The sequence below is a fragment of the Piezobacter thermophilus genome, assembly GCF_055386745.1.
This window is the reverse complement of the sequence record NZ_AP042380.1, coordinates 1398704-1412992: the sequence shown is the minus strand read 5'-3', so window position 1 is coordinate 1412992 and position 14289 is coordinate 1398704. Positions and strand designations below refer to the sequence as shown.

Below are 14289 nucleotides of genomic sequence, written 5' to 3'. Positions count from 1 at the left end.
TGCCGGAAATACTCCGGGGGGTTCGGGGGGCAGAGCCCCCCGCCTCACCCTCCGCAACCGCCGCCGGATCTCCCGCGCAGACCCCAAAAATTTTCGCAAATCGATCTTGCACCCCCTGGTGATTGCGTCTAATCACCCGCCCACGGCGCTGCCGTAGCTCAGGGGTAGAGCACTCCCTTGGTAAGGGAGAGGTCGAGAGTTCAAATCTCTCCGGCAGCACCATGAAATCGCGACCCGAAACCAACGGCTTGCAAGAGCCCTGCAAAGGGCCGGAAAACCCCGCACCCCTGTCTGCACGAGAGCATGTCGCATGCTGATCGCATCCGCCCTGCGCGGAGCGGATCCTCGGGGCCAAGCCGCCCCGACATCGCGGAAATCCCGCGACTTCGTTCCAATGCGACCCGGCACTGCCTTGCCGGTCGGCAGAAGAACATGCGGGAAAGGGGGGGAAATGGCGCGGTTGACGGGGCTCGAACCCGCGACCCCCGGCGTGACAGGCCGGTACTCTGACCAACTGAGCTACAACCGCGCATTTTCGCAGGTGGACGAACCACCGCAAGGACATCCGGGCGCCGGATCGGACGGCAGTGGCGCGGTTGACGGGACTCGAACCCGCGACCCCCGGCGTGACAGGCCGGTACTCTAACCAACTGAGCTACAACCGCTCGCTGCCGATCCGGTAACAACCGGAATGTTGGGGTGTATTATGGCGACGCCCCTGCCCCGTCAAGCGGAGTTTCCGAAAAATCGAAGGGGCCGGGAAATTTCGGGCCGGCGGGCAACAGAGCCGCCAGCCAACCGCCCTGGGCACCGGGAAGAGCCCCCGCCCATGGCGCAGCGCCCGGCCCGGCGCAGCGCGGCACTCCCGGCCGGAGACGTCCTCGACCGCCCGGACCTATCCCTGCGACCGGAACAGGCGGGTCGAGGAAAACATGGCTTCCAGCTCCTCGATCCGCTCGCGACTTTCCTCCCAGCGCGCCTCCTGCACCTCGGCGATCAGCGCCTCGATCACCAGCATCAGCGCAATCGTCGAATCCCAGCTCGACGGCGCCTCGACCAGCCCGTTGAAGGTGAAATCCGCCACCCGCCCGATGGGCGAGCCCCACTGATCGGTGAACAGGATCACCGTCGCGCCCCGGTCCCCTGCAAGCTGCGCCAGCCGCTCGAGATCGGCCTCGTAGCGGCGGATATCGAACACCACCAGAACCGAACGGTCATCCATGTCCAGCAGGTATTGCGGCCAGACATTGGCGGAATTGCCCAGCTGCGTCACCTTCGGGCGGATGATCTGGAGGTGGTTGAACAAGTAGTCCGCATTCGACCGCGTGATCCGGCCGCCAACCACGTGAACATGACGCGAGGTATCGGCCAGCAGCCGGACCACCCTGTCGAAAGCCTCGAGATCCAGCCGGTCCAGCGTATGGCGCATGTTTTCCGACACCGCCTCGGCAAAGCGGGTCAGGACATGGCCCGAGGCGGCCTCGGCAGCCCAGGCGTCGCGCTTGGAGATCGGCTTCTTGATCTGCGCGGCCAATTCTCCGCGCAGCGCATCCTGCAGCCCCGGAAACCCCTCGAAGCCCAGCTTGCGCGCCATGCGGATGACGGTGGGCGTGGACACCCCCGCCTGCGCGGCCAGCTTGGTGATCGATTGCAGCCCGGCCATCGGATAGTCCTGCATGAGGATCGCCGCCAGCTGCCGCTCGGACCGGGTGAGATCCTCCATGCGGTCCTGCAGCTTCTGCTTGACGAGTTTGCTTCTGAACGACACCGGCCGGCCTGAAATCTAGCATTTTTTACAGGATATATCCCGGGTGAAGCTATGGCTACAGAAATTTTGTTGACAGGGCGGCCGGAGCTGTAACCAATGTTACACATGATCCCTGCTGCCGATTCATCTACTTCTTCGCTTCTGGCCGAGGACGAACGGCCGGCCGCGCATGTCCTCAACCCGGACGGCGGCGGCGGCATGGTCCTGGTGTGCGAACATGCCAGCCGCTTCATCCCCGCCGCGCTGAACGGGCTGGGCCTGGACGCCGAGGCGCGGGCCTCACATGCAGCATGGGATATCGGAGCGCTGGATCTGGCGCGGGCGCTGTCACGGGAGCTTGACGCGCCGCTGGTGGCCTCGCGCGTCAGCCGGCTGGTCTACGACTGCAACCGCCCGCCTGACGCCCCCGACGCCATGCCGGCAAGAAGCGAACGCTTCGCGGTGCCCGGCAACGCGGACCTGACCCCGGCCGACCGGGCCGCGCGGGTGCGCGAGGTGTACGAACCGTTCTCGGCGCTGCTGTCGGAAACGCTGGACCGCTGTGCCACGGCGCCGGTGCTGGTGACGGTGCACAGCTTCACGCCGGTCTATCTGGGCCGGCGGCGCGAGGTACAGATCGGCATCCTGCACGACAGCGATTCCCGGCTTGCCGACGCCATGCTGGCGGGGGCGGCGCGTCATACCCGGCTGCGCGTGGGCCGCAACGACCCCTACGGGCCCGAAGACGGCGTGACCTGGACGCTGCGCCGGCACGGGCTGGAACGCGGGCTGCTCAACGTGATGATCGAGGTGCGCAACGATCTGCTGGGATCGGCCGCCGCCTGCGGCGAGATGGCCACGATGCTTGGCCGCTGGTTGCGCGAGGCAACCGGGCGGCTGAAGGAAAAGGGAGAGGCATCACATGACGCCTGAGCAACCATGCCCCGCCTGATCGTCGGCTATGTCCGCATCGTGGATGCGATGAACTACCGCATCGGGCGCGTCATCATGTACGGCATCTTCGTCATGGTCGGCGTGCTGATGTGGTCGTCGATCTCCAAGACCTTCTTCTACCCGTCCAAATGGACGCTGGAAATCGCGCAGTTCGCGCTGGTCGCCTATTACCTGATGGGCGGGCCCTACTCGATCCAGCTGGCCGCGAATGTGCGGATGGATCTGTTCTACGGCAGCTGGAGCGCCCGGCAGAAGGCCTGGGTGGACGTGTTCACCATCTGGTTCCTGGTCTTCTACCTTGCCGTGATGATCCACGGCGCCATCGGCTCGACCGCCTATTCGCTGGGCTATTTCGGCGATGCGCCCTATGCGTTCTTCCGCGACCTCATCGCCACCTTCCTGACCGAGGGGACCGAGGCCGCCCGCGCCAAGCTGGGCTTCATCGAGCGCTCGCCCACTGCCTGGCGGCCCTATCTGTGGCCGGTCAAGGTGATCGCCACCATCGGCATCTTCCTGATGCTGCTGCAGGCGATTGCCGAGTTCTTCAAGGACCTGGCCGAGCTGCGCGGCATCGACCTGCGCCGCGACTCACCCGCCCACAGGCATCACGAGGAAGACATCTACGACGATCACGAGGAGGGGACCGCCTGATGTCGCAGGAGATGATCGCCCTGTTCATGTTCTCGGCGATGATGCTGATGCTGCTGACCGGGCAGCGTGTCTTCGGCGCCATCGGCTTCGTGGCCTCGATCTCGGCCCTGTGGCTGTGGGGGACGGGGGGGTCGGACATCCCGTTCTCGGCGGTGATGAAGCTGATGAAATGGTATCCGCTTCTGACGCTGCCGATGTTCATCTTCATGGGCTACGTGCTGTCGGAATCGAAGATCGCCGATGATCTCTACAGGATGTTCCATGTCTGGATGGGGCCGGTCTCGGGCGGGCTGGCGATCGGGACCATCGGGCTGATGGTGCTGATCTCGGCCATGAACGGGCTCTCGGTGGCGGGCATGGCCATCGGCGCCACCATCGCCCTGCCCGAACTGCTCAAGCGCGGCTATGACAAGAAGATGATTACCGGCGTGATCCAGGCGGGATCGAGCCTCGGAATCCTGGTGCCGCCCTCGGTGGTGCTGGTGCTTTACGCCATGATCGCCCGCCAGCCGGTGGGCCAGCTGTGGCTGGCCGGCGTGATCCCGGGGCTGATGATGGCGGGGCTGTTCGTCCTCTACATCTGGTTCCGCTGCCGGATCACGCCGTCTCTGGGACCGGTGCTGACGCCGGAAGAGCGCGCCGAATACGACCGCTACGCGGATCACCCGCTGCGCATCGACCTGCCGCTGACGGGTATCATCATCGGGCTGATCGCGGCCGGAGCGGGCGGCTGGATGGCCGGCGACACGGCGCTGGCGGTGATCCTGATCCTGCTGGTGATATGGTATCCGATGCGCACCCGCCTGCCCTGGGTCAGCGAGCTGCACCTGAAGGAGAAATACCGCCTGCTGACCGCCGGCGCGCTGCCGCTGATCATCTTCTTCGCCATGATGTTTCCCTTCGTGAAGGGCTGGACCTCGCTGACCGAAAGCTCGGCCATCGGGGCGATGACGGCCTTTCTCGCGGCGGTGCTGAAGGGGCGGATGACCTGGAAGGTGTTCGAGAAATCGGTGCGTTCGACGCTCGCCATCAGCTGCATGTTCATGTTCATCATCGTCGCCGCCATGGGCTTTGGCGCGGTGTTCGACGGGTTGGGCGCGGTCAAGGCAATCGAAAGCCTCTTTACCGAGAAGCTGGGGCTGAGCCCGTGGATGATCCTGATCCTGATGCAGCTGAGCTTTCTGCTGATGGGCACCTTCCTCGACGACACCGCGATGCTGGTCATCGTGGCGCCGCTCTACATCCCGCTGGTGGGGGCGCTGGGCTTCGATCTGATCTGGTACGGGGTGCTCTACACGATCACCACCCAGATCGCATACATGACCCCGCCTTTCGGCTATAATCTGTTCCTGATGCGGGCCATGGCCCCGCCGGAGATCACCATGCGCGACATCTACGGCTCGATCGTGCCCTTCGTCGCGGTGATGGTGCTGGCGCTGGCGCTGAACATGATCTTCCCCGAAATCGCCCTGTGGCTGCCGGGGCTGATCTACGGGGACTGACGAGCAAGACAACAACCAGAACTCCGGCAAGGAGCGAGCAAAGCAAGGACCGGACGAGACCCTGTTCAACAAGGAGAGAGACCATGACATCAAGACGCAAGTTCCTGAAGACCGCCGGTATCGGCGCCGCCGCAACGCTGGCCGCCCCGGCCGTCCGCGCCCAGGGGGCCAAGATCAAGTGGCGCCTGCAGACCTATGCCGGCCCGGCGCTGGCCGAGCAGGTGGTCAAGCCAATGATCGACAAGTTCAACGCCATCGCCGGCGACGAGATGCAGATCGAGCTTTACACCGCCGACCAGCTGGTGCCCACGGGCGAGCTGTTCCGCGCCATGCAGAAGGGCACCATCGACGCGGTGCAGTCGGACGACGACTCGATGGCCTCGCCCACCGAGGTGACCGTGTTCGGCGGCTACTTCCCCTTCGCGCTTCGCTACAGCCTCGACGTGCCGGTGCTGTTCAACCAGTACGGGCTGGACCAGATCTGGAAGGAGGAATACGCCAAGGTCGGCGTGCAGCATGTCTCGGCCGGGTCGTGGGATCCGTGCCACTTCAACACCAAGAAGCCGATCAACAGCCTCGCCGATCTCAAGGGGCTGAAGATCTTCACCTTCCCCACCGCCGGGCGCTTCATGTCGCGCTTCGGCGTGATCCCGGTGACGATCCCGTGGGAAGATGCCGAGGTGGCATTGCAGACCGGCGAGCTGGACGGGCTGGCCTGGTCGGGCATCACCGAGGACTACACCGTGGGCTGGGCCGACGTGACCGACTACTTCCTGACCAACAACATCTCGGGGGCGTGGATCGGCCACTTCTTCGTCAACATGCAGCGCTGGGCGGATCTGCCGGACAACCTCAAGACCCTGTTCCAGGTCTGCACCGATTCCAGCCACTACCGCCGGCAGTGGTGGTACTGGGGCGGCGAAGCGGCGCTGCGCGTCAACGGCACCAAGCTGAAACTGACCGCGATCCCCGACGAGGAATGGGCCCAGGTCGAGGCCGAGGCGGTGAAGTTCTGGGACGAAATCGCCGCCGAATCCGAAACCAAGGCCAAGGTGGTGGCCAAGATCAAGGAATACAACGCCATCATGGAGAAGGCCGGGCGGCCCTATCGCTATACCTGACGCCCAGCCGGCCCCGGGACGCCCGCGCGCGCTCCGGGGCCGCCACGAAAACCCCGAGTGGCCCCGGATCTGCGCCGGGGCCGCTCCGTGACCAACAACAGGATGAATGCCGATGTCTGCGCCCTGGAGCTTTGAATATCTGAAAACCCGCGTCGAGGACGGGTCCATCGACACGGTGCTGGCCTGCCTGGTGGACATGCAGGGGCGGCTGATGGGCAAACGCTTCCACGCGCAGCATTTCATCGACGGCGCGTGGGAAGAGACCCATTGCTGCAACTACCTGCTGGCCACCGACCTGGAGATGGCCACCCCCGACGGCTACAAGGCGACCAGCTGGGCCGCGGGTTATGGCGACTACGTGATGAAGCCCGATCTCGCCACGATCCGCCCCATGCCCTGGCTGGAGGGCACGGCGATGGTGCTGTGCGACGTGCTGGATCATCACACCCATGAACCGATCCCGCATTCTCCGCGGGCGGTGCTCAAGCGCCAGATCGCGCGGCTGGAGGAGATGGGATATTCGGCCATGGCCGCGACCGAGCTGGAGTTCTTCCTGTTCGAAAAGAGTTTCGACGAAATCCGCAAGGGCGGCTATCGCGAGCTGACCCCGATTTCGGGCTACAACGAGGACTACCACATCCTTCAGACCACCAAGGAAGAGGCGGTGATGCGCCCGCTGCGCAATCATCTGTTCGCCGCCGGGGTCCCGGTGGAAAACACCAAGGGCGAGGCCGAGGCCGGCCAGGAGGAACTCAACATCCGCTATGCCGAGGCGCTGCTTTGCGCCGATCATCACAGCATTGCCAAGCACGCCACCAAGGAAATCGCCTGGGCGCAGGGGCACGCGGCAAGTTTCCTGCCCAAGTGGCACCACGACCGGGTGGGCTCGGCCAGCCATGTGCACCTGTCATTGTGGCGCGGGAACGAACCGGCCTTTTTCGATGCCGGCGCCGAACACGGCATGTCCACGACCATGCGGCAGTTCTGCGCCGGGCTGATCGCGCACGCGCCCGACTACACTTTCTTCCTTGCGCCCTATGTGAACAGCTACAAGCGCTTCGTGAAGGGCAGCTTCGCGCCAACCCGGATCGCCTGGTCGGTGGACAACCGCACCGCCGGCTTCCGCCTGTGCGGCGAGGGCACCCGCGCGGTGCGCATGGAGTGCCGGATCGGGGGCTCGGATCTGAACCCCTATCTGGCGCTGGCGGCGATGATCGCCGCCGGGATCGCGGGGATCGAGAAGGGCATGGAACTGGCCCCGCCGGTGGAGGGGGATGTCTATGCCGACGATTCGGCGCAGGAGATTCCCCGCACGCTGCGCGAGGCCACCGAGATGCTGAGGGGTTCGGCCATGCTGCGTGCAGCGATGGGGGATGCGGTGGTGGATCACTATGTGCGCTGCGCCGAGTGGGAGCAGGAAGAGTTCGACCGCGTGGTGACGGACTGGGAAATCGCCCGCGGCTTCGAGCGCGCCTGACGGAAATCCGGCCGCGCGGATGCGCGCCCGGATGCCTCCGGCGGGAGTATTTGGAGCAAGAGGAAGGGGGCGGCCCGTGCAGGGCGGCAGCCCGGCTTTGGAGATGGGGACATCATGGTGAAAACGGTCAAGTGCATCTCGCCGATCGACGGGTCGGTCTATCTGGAGCGGCCGGCGCTGGAACCCGCGGCGGCCGAGGGGCGGGCGGCGCGGGCGCGGGCGGCGCAGGCGCAATGGGCGGCCCGTCCGCTGGAGGAGCGCATCGCGCTGGTGCGTGCCGGCGTTGCCGAGGTGGGGCGCGATACCGACCGCATGGCCGAGGAGCTGGCCTGGCAGATGGGCCGTCCGGTGCGCTATGGCGGCGAGTTCAAGGGCTTCGAGGAGCGTGCGCTCTACATGGCCGATATTGCCCATGAGGCGCTGGCACCCATCGTGATCGAGGATTCGCCGACCTTTCTGCGCAAGATCGAGCGCGAGCCGCATGGTGTGGTTCTGGTGGTGGCGCCATGGAACTATCCCTACATGACGGCGATCAACACCATTGCCCCGGCGCTGATCGCGGGCAACACGGTGCTGCTGAAACACGCGGCGCAGACGCTGAAGGTGGGCGAGCGGCTGGCGGAGGCCTTTCATGCCGCCGGCATCCCCGAGGACGTGTTCCAGAACCTGGTGCTGGATCATGCCACCACCGAAGGGCTGATTTCGGGGCGGCATGTGGATTTCGTCAACTTCACCGGCTCGGTGGCCGGCGGGCAGGCGATGGAGCGCGCCGCCGCCGGCACCTTCATCCCGGTCAGCACCGAGCTGGGCGGCAAGGATCCGGGCTATGTGCGCACGGACGCCGATCTCGATGCAGCGGTCGAGGTGCTGATGGATGGCGCGATGTTCAATTCGGGCCAGTGCTGCTGCGGGATCGAGCGGATCTATGTGCAGGAAAGCCTCTTTGACGCCTTCGTGGAAAAATCGGTGGCGCTGGTAAAGGGCTACCGGCTGGGCAACCCGCTGGATCCCGAAACGACGATCGGGCCGATGGCCAGTATCCGTTTCGCCGAAACCGCGCGCCGGCATGTCGCGGATGCGGTGGCGCAGGGGGCGAAGGCGCTGATCGACCCCTTCCCCGAGGACGACGGTGGCGTCTATCTGACCCCGCAGATCCTGGTGGACGTGACCCACGAGATGGAGGTCATGCGCGAGGAAACCTTCGGCCCCGTGGTCGGCATCATGGCCGTGCGCGACGACGAGGAGGCCATCGCGCTGATGAACGATTCGCGCTTCGGGCTGACCTGTTCGCTGTGGACCCGGGACGCGGCGAAGGCCGAAGAGATCGGGCGCCGGCTGCAGACCGGGACCGTTTACATGAATCGCTGCGATTACCTCGATCCGGGGCTGTGCTGGACCGGCTGCAAGGATACCGGGCGCGGTGCGGGGCTCAGCGTCCTGGGCTTCCACGCCCTCACCCGCCCCAAGTCCTATCACCTCAAGAAACAGGAATAAGAACATGAAACTGTTTGGAAACTGGTCCTATCCGACCACCATCCGCTTCGGTGCGGGGCGGATCGTGGAAATTGCCGATGCCTGCCGCGCCGCGGGCATTTCAAGGCCGCTTCTGGTCACCGATCGCGGTCTTGCCGGGATGGAGATCACCAGGAAGACCCTGTCGCTTCTCGATGCCGCCGGCATGGGCCGGGCAATCTTTTCCGATGTCGATCCCAACCCCAGCGAAAAGAACCTCGAAGAGGGGCTGCGCATGTGGCGCGAGGGCGGCTATGACGGCGTGGTGGCCTTCGGCGGCGGCTCGGGGCTGGATCTGGGCAAGGTGCTGGCCTTCATGTCCGGCCAGAGCCGCCCGGTGTGGGATTTCGAGGATGTCGATGACTGGTGGACCCGCGCCGATCCGCAGGGCATCGCCCCCGTCGTCGCCGTGCCCACCACCGCCGGCACCGGATCCGAGGTCGGCCGCGCCGGCGTCATCACCAACTCGGCCACCCGCGAGAAGAAGATCATCTTCCACCCGAAGATGCTGCCCTCGGTGGTCGTCTGCGACCCCGAGCTGACCGTCGGCATGCCCCGCCCCGTCACCGCCGGCACCGGCATGGACGCGCTTGCCCACTGCCTCGAGGCGTTCTCCTCGCCCCATTACCACCCGATGAGCCAGGGCATCGCGCTGGAGGGGATGCGGCTGGTCAAGGACTACCTGCCCCGCGCCTTCGAGGACGGCACCGACATCGAGGCCCGCGCCCACATGATGAGCGCCGCCGCCATGGGCGCCACTGCCTTCCAGAAGGGGCTGGGGGCGATCCACGCCCTCTCGCATCCGGTGGGGGCCATGTATCACACCCATCACGGCACCACCAACGCCATGTTCATGCCGGCTGTGCTGCGCTTCAACCGCCCGGCCATCGAGGGGCTCATCGACCGGGCCGCCGCCTATCTGGGGATCGAGGGCGGCTTCGACGGTTTCTGCAGCTTCGTCGAGGATCTCAACGCCCGCCTCGGCATTCCGAAGACCCTGACCGAACTGGGTGTTGCCGATCCCGACCTCGACGCGCTCACCCGTGCGGCGCTGGCCGATCCCAGCGTCGGCGGCAACCCCGTGGAAATGACCCCGGAAAACACCCGCGCGCTGTTCGAATCCTGCCTGTAGGACAGGATCTTTTTCTGGCCACAAATATCCCGGGGGCGCGGGGGCAGAGCCCCCGCCCTTCCCGCAGGCAACGCCCCGCACGACCCGCCCGCGCAACAGGAAACACCCCGGCGCCGCACCCGGCCCGGTTCCTCCCGCGTCATCCAGTTCCCGAGGATGGTACCGCCTCCCCGGCTCGAACGGGGGACCTCTGGATCCACAATCCAGCGCTCTGACCAGCTGAGCTAAGGCGGCACTGCGCGCGATGTAGCCAACCGCACGCCCGATTGCAAGCGGATAAAATCCACCCCGCGCCGATGAACCGGCCGGCCGCGCGCGCAGGCCACGCCCCCGAACACGGCTTGAATCCCGCCCCCTCTGCGCGTAGCACGAGACCTGCATCAGCGGAGGCAATGATGGGCATCAACACCGAAAGCGACATCGCGGCCAACCTTCAGATCGGACCGACGGACAAGGGCATGGTTCGCCTGTTCGTCGAAGCCGACGGGATCGAGATCCCGATGGATTTCGACCCCGAAGAGGCCGAGGAAATCGCCGATGAAATCCGCGCCGCGGCCCACGCCGCACGCGGGTTGGGCAAGGGCCGCTGACCGGCGCACGGGCCAGCCTTCCGGGACCCGCCTCAGGACGAGTGGCCGAACACCCCGAGCGCGGGGTCGCGCATCGCCTGCAGCCGTCGCGCCGCATCCATGGCGAATCTCTGCATCAGCGCCCTGCGCCGTGCCGGGGCGAGACGCGTCTCGTCCGGCATGCGCAGGATTTTGGCGCCATGGGCATCGGCGATCATCACCCCGCTTTCCCGCGGCAGGATCTCGACCGGGAAATCCACGTCCACTGCCCAGAAATACCGATCGCACCAGCCCAGATATCCGTGCCACTTCGAATCGGAAAGAAAATCGGCGCGGCCCGACTTGCACTCCACCACCCAGAATTCGCCACGCGGCCCCAGCGCCATCACGTCCACCCGCAAACCGCGTTCGGGCACGAATTCCTCGATCGAGGCAAAACCGCGCCCGCGCAGGTGCCGTGTCACCCCGCGGGCAAGCCTCTGACCAGATTGCATGTCCCTTGCCATGGAATCATGGTGAACATTTCAAGAACAACAATCAAGCGAAAATCGCCGTCTCCCCCCTTGCCCCGCGGCGCTGCACCACTTACCTAGGCGCAGGCGGGTTCTGCCCTTCGCGTGACGGGTCGCATTCCGGTGGCCTTACACAATTCCGAGGGAGCTGGCTCTGTTCAGGTCCTGGCCTGATTACCTGGCGCCCACCTGTACATGCAGGTCCTCGGGAATCATGACCGCACGGTTGCTGGTGGTCCCGCCGCACTTGCCGCCACCGACAGGTTTCCGATCATTCGCCTTGGCCAACGGGTCCGCCGCCCGGTCGCCTGCGCGGACCGGACCCTGCACCGGCAGGGTTCTCAACGGCGGGCGGGGTCGGCCTTGGCCTCTGCACGCACCCGAACCGGCCGCCACAGATCGACCACCGGAGATCCGCGCCGCGGCCCGCCATCCTCGCGCTCGGCCATGGCCATCACCGCCAATGCGAATTGCACGCCGGCAAAGACGACACCATGCGCGAACCACAGGATGCCGACCGCCAGAATGCCGGCATCCGACGACGTCACCAGATGCCACAGGTTCATCACGTTGAACCACAACAGCATCCCCACGAAAGCGCCCGCGACGGCAAAGCCGATCAGAACATTGCGAATGTAAAGCTTGACAAGTTTCGGCATGGTTCACCTCTCACACTTCAAATCTAGCATTCACGGGCGACAGGTCCATGGCAAACATTCGAAAACCCGCAGACCTGTCGGATTTGTCGCATGCCCCCGGCCGCCATTTCGCTCGCCGGCTTGCCCCGCGCCCCCTCACCTGCAATAGATCCCGCACCGACGGGAGAGCCGCATGAAGATCGCCACCTTCAACATCAACGGAATCAGGGCCCGCGCCCAGGCACTGTGCGACTGGCTGGACGAGGCCCGCCCGGACGTGGCACTGCTGCAGGAAATCAAGTCGCTGGACGAAAACTTCCCCCGCGCCCTGTTCGAGGATCGCGGCTACAACGTGGAAACCCACGGACAGAAGGGCTTCAACGGCGTCGCGATCCTGTCGAAACTGCCGCTAGAAGACGTCTCGCGCGGCCTGCCCGGCGATGATGGGGACGAACAGGCGCGCTGGATCGAGGCCACCGTGGTCGGCGAACGCGCCCTGCGGCTGTGCACACTCTACCTGCCCAACGGCAACCCCGCGCCGGGGCCGAAATACGACTACAAGCTTGCCTGGATGGAGCGCCTGCGCACCCGCGCCAAAGAGCTGCTCCGCAGCGAGGAACCGGCGCTGATGGCCGGCGACTACAACGTCATCCCCGGGCGCGAGGACGCCGCCCGCCCCGAGGCCTGGGAATCGGACGCCCTGTTCCTTCCCGAAACCCGCGCCGCCTATCGGCGCATCCTCAACCTGGGCTTTACCGATGGCTTCCGCGTCCGCCACCCGGGCCCCGGCCACTATTCCTTCTGGGACTACCAGGCCGGCGCGTGGCCGCGAAACAACGGCATCCTGATCGACCACATCCTGCTCACCCCCCAGGCCGCCGACCTGCTGACCGACGCCGGCATCGACCGCGAAATCCGCGGGCGCGAAAAGCCCTCCGATCACGTCCCGGTCTGGGTGGAGCTCGACCTCTGAAACCGCAGCCCCCTTCCTCTTGCCCGAAATACTCCGGGGGTGAGGCCGCAGGCCGAGGGGGCAGAGCCCCCTCCCCGCTCCGATCCCTCCCCGGGGCTACCCCAGCGCATAACCCGCGCCGCGCACCGTGCGCACGGGATCCTCGCCGCCGTGGCGCGTCAGCACCTTCCGCAACCGGCCGATATGCACATCCACCGTCCGCGTGTCCACATAGACGTCGCGCCCCCACACCCGGTCCAGCAGGCTTTCGCGGCTCCATACCCGCCCCGGCCGTTCCATCAGCGCCGCCAGCAGGCGGAACTCGGTCGGACCCAGCTTCAGCTCGTGCCCGGCCCGGCTCACCCGATGGGTTTCGGCATCAAGGACGATATCTCCGAATTCCAGCCGCACCCCGGCCGAGGCCGGACGAACCCGGCGCAGTTGCGCCTTCACCCGCGCCATCAACTCGACCACCGAGTAGGGCTTGACCACGTAATCATCCGCACCCGTCTCCAGCCCGCGTACACGGTCCACCTCTTCGGTGCGGGCCGACAGCATGATGACCGGAATCGCCCGCGTCTCGGGGCGCAGCTTCAGCCGCCGGCAGACCTCGATCCCGCTCAGCCGCGGCATCATCCAGTCCAGAACGATCACGTCGGGGCGATCCTCGGCCACCAGCAGCATCGCCTCTTCGCCATCGGCGGCGCGGGCCACCCGGAACCCCTCGGCCTCGAGATTGTAGGCCAGGACCTCGCGCTGGGCCGACTCGTCCTCGACCACCAGAACCAGGGGCGGATCGCCTGCCATCGCCGCCCCCTCAGCCGCCCCCGGTCGAGGTGCGGTCCGCCTTGGGCCGTTCCTCGGTCGGGCGCTGCCCGGTCACCTGATAGATCAGCTGCTCGGCAATATTGGTGACGTGATCGCCCATGCGCTCGATGTTCTTGGCAATGAAATGCAGATGCATGGCCGGGGTGATGTTGCGGGCATCCTCCATCATGAAGGTCAACAGCTCGCGAAACAGCGCGTTGTACATCTGGTCCACGTCGCGGTCGCGCTCGATCACGTCCGCCGCCAGCTCCACATCGCGCTGCACATAGGCATCCAGCGCATCCTGAAGCATCCGCGCCACCTCGCGCGCCATGCGCCGCAGCGCCGCGGCGCTGTCGCCGACAGGGGCCACCTGCGCCAGAACCACCGTGCGCTTGGCGATGTTCTTGGCATAATCCCCGATGCGTTCGAGGTTGGCGGCGATCTTCATCACCGCCAGCACGATGCGCAGATCGCCGGCCGTGGGCGCGCGCAGGGCGATGACCCGCGCGGTCTCGGCATTGATGATGTCTTCGAGCTCGTCGATGGCCGCGTCGCCCGCGCGCACCTTCTCGGCCAGCTCCTCGTCGCGGGTCTCGAGCGAGCGCGCGGCGTCCTTGATCGCGGCCTCCACCAGCCCGCCCATCTTCATGATCCGGGCCTGGATCGCCTCAAGATCGCGGTCAAAGGCGGATGCGATGTGATGTTCGGTCAT

Annotated in this window: 14 protein-coding genes, 4 tRNA genes and 1 other RNA gene; 11 read left to right on the top strand and 8 right to left on the bottom strand. The window is 66.0% G+C overall.

Annotation, left to right across the window (positions count from 1 at the left end; genetic code table 11):
* The first annotated feature begins 147 nt into the window (after nucleotides 1-147).
* Nucleotides 148-222, top strand: a tRNA-Thr gene (locus ACZ5CM_RS06835).
* A gap of 230 nt (nucleotides 223-452) precedes the next feature.
* On the opposite strand, the gene ACZ5CM_RS06830 is transcribed toward ACZ5CM_RS06835, so the two are convergent.
* The 3 genes from ACZ5CM_RS06830 to ACZ5CM_RS06820 form a co-directional block, all read right to left on the bottom strand.
* A tRNA-Asp gene (locus tag ACZ5CM_RS06830) sits at nucleotides 453-529 on the bottom strand.
* Nucleotides 530-588: 59 nt separating this feature from the next.
* A tRNA-Asp gene (locus tag ACZ5CM_RS06825) sits at nucleotides 589-665 on the bottom strand.
* 230 nt (nucleotides 666-895) lie between these two features.
* Entirely contained in the window at nucleotides 896-1768 is an 873-nt protein-coding gene (locus ACZ5CM_RS06820; protein ID WP_464642074.1) for a MurR/RpiR family transcriptional regulator, read from the bottom strand.
* Nucleotides 1769-1873: 105 nt separating this feature from the next.
* Here ACZ5CM_RS06820 and ACZ5CM_RS06815 point away from each other — a divergent pair, with 105 nt between their 5' ends.
* The 7 genes from ACZ5CM_RS06815 to ACZ5CM_RS06785 all read left to right on the top strand — a co-directional run bounded on the left by ACZ5CM_RS06815 (nucleotide 1874) and on the right by ACZ5CM_RS06785 (nucleotide 10096).
* A complete protein-coding gene (locus ACZ5CM_RS06815; protein WP_464642073.1) occupies nucleotides 1874-2680 on the top strand; it encodes an N-formylglutamate amidohydrolase in 807 nt (268 codons plus the stop codon).
* A gap of 6 nt (nucleotides 2681-2686) precedes the next feature.
* Nucleotides 2687-3352 carry a TRAP transporter small permease subunit gene (locus ACZ5CM_RS06810; protein WP_464642072.1) on the top strand — a complete coding sequence of 222 codons (666 nt, stop codon included), beginning with the start codon at nucleotides 2687-2689 and terminating at the stop codon, nucleotides 3350-3352.
* Nucleotides 3352-4854: a TRAP transporter large permease gene (locus tag ACZ5CM_RS06805; protein ID WP_464642070.1), complete on the top strand. Its 1503-nt coding sequence runs from the start codon at nucleotides 3352-3354 to the stop codon at nucleotides 4852-4854. Before ACZ5CM_RS06810 ends, ACZ5CM_RS06805 begins: the two co-directional genes overlap by 1 nt.
* Before the next feature lie 83 nt (nucleotides 4855-4937).
* Nucleotides 4938-5975: a TRAP transporter substrate-binding protein gene (locus ACZ5CM_RS06800; protein ID WP_464642068.1), complete on the top strand. Its 1038-nt coding sequence runs from the start codon at nucleotides 4938-4940 to the stop codon at nucleotides 5973-5975.
* 112 nt (nucleotides 5976-6087) lie between these two features.
* On the top strand, nucleotides 6088-7452 hold the full coding sequence (locus tag ACZ5CM_RS06795) for a glutamine synthetase family protein (RefSeq protein WP_464642066.1): 1365 nt from the start codon (nucleotides 6088-6090) through the stop codon (nucleotides 7450-7452).
* Between the two features lie 114 nt (nucleotides 7453-7566).
* The gene (locus tag ACZ5CM_RS06790) at nucleotides 7567-8946 is read left to right on the top strand and encodes an aldehyde dehydrogenase family protein (protein WP_464642064.1); all 1380 of its coding nucleotides are present in this window, start codon (nucleotides 7567-7569) and stop codon (nucleotides 8944-8946) included.
* A 4-nt stretch (nucleotides 8947-8950) separates the two neighbouring features.
* Entirely contained in the window at nucleotides 8951-10096 is a 1146-nt protein-coding gene (locus ACZ5CM_RS06785; protein ID WP_464642062.1) for an iron-containing alcohol dehydrogenase, read from the top strand.
* 157 nt (nucleotides 10097-10253) lie between these two features.
* Here ACZ5CM_RS06785 and ACZ5CM_RS06780 read toward each other — a convergent pair.
* A tRNA-His gene (locus ACZ5CM_RS06780) sits at nucleotides 10254-10330 on the bottom strand.
* Nucleotides 10331-10491: 161 nt separating this feature from the next.
* On the opposite strand from ACZ5CM_RS06780, the gene ACZ5CM_RS06775 reads away from it, so the two are divergent.
* Nucleotides 10492-10686, top strand: a complete 195-nt coding sequence (locus tag ACZ5CM_RS06775; protein ID WP_464642527.1) for a DUF6324 family protein — start codon at nucleotides 10492-10494, stop codon at nucleotides 10684-10686.
* A gap of 32 nt (nucleotides 10687-10718) precedes the next feature.
* Here the strand turns inward: ACZ5CM_RS06775 and ACZ5CM_RS06770 are convergent, their stop codons facing one another.
* On the bottom strand, nucleotides 10719-11159 hold the full coding sequence (locus ACZ5CM_RS06770; protein WP_464642061.1) for an MmcB family DNA repair protein: 441 nt from the start codon (nucleotides 11157-11159) through the stop codon (nucleotides 10719-10721).
* A 106-nt stretch (nucleotides 11160-11265) separates the two neighbouring features.
* Here ACZ5CM_RS06770 and ssrS point away from each other — a divergent pair.
* Nucleotides 11266-11420: non-coding RNA, 6S RNA (gene ssrS / locus ACZ5CM_RS06765), on the top strand.
* A 98-nt stretch (nucleotides 11421-11518) separates the two neighbouring features.
* Here the strand turns inward: ssrS and ACZ5CM_RS06760 are convergent.
* Nucleotides 11519-11836 carry a hypothetical protein gene (locus ACZ5CM_RS06760; RefSeq protein ID WP_464642060.1) on the bottom strand — a complete coding sequence of 106 codons (318 nt, stop codon included), beginning with the start codon at nucleotides 11834-11836 and terminating at the stop codon, nucleotides 11519-11521.
* 172 nt (nucleotides 11837-12008) lie between these two features.
* On the opposite strand from ACZ5CM_RS06760, the gene xth reads away from it, so the two are divergent.
* A complete protein-coding gene (xth, locus tag ACZ5CM_RS06755) occupies nucleotides 12009-12788 on the top strand; it encodes an exodeoxyribonuclease III (protein WP_464642058.1) in 780 nt (259 codons plus the stop codon).
* Between the two features lie 96 nt (nucleotides 12789-12884).
* On the opposite strand, the gene phoB is transcribed toward xth, so the two are convergent.
* Complete coding sequence (gene phoB, locus ACZ5CM_RS06750; protein WP_464642056.1) at nucleotides 12885-13574, bottom strand: phosphate regulon transcriptional regulator PhoB; 690 nt, start codon at nucleotides 13572-13574, stop codon at nucleotides 12885-12887.
* Between the two features lie 10 nt (nucleotides 13575-13584).
* Nucleotides 13585-14289: a phosphate signaling complex protein PhoU gene (gene phoU, locus ACZ5CM_RS06745; RefSeq protein ID WP_464642054.1), complete on the bottom strand. Its 705-nt coding sequence runs from the start codon at nucleotides 14287-14289 to the stop codon at nucleotides 13585-13587.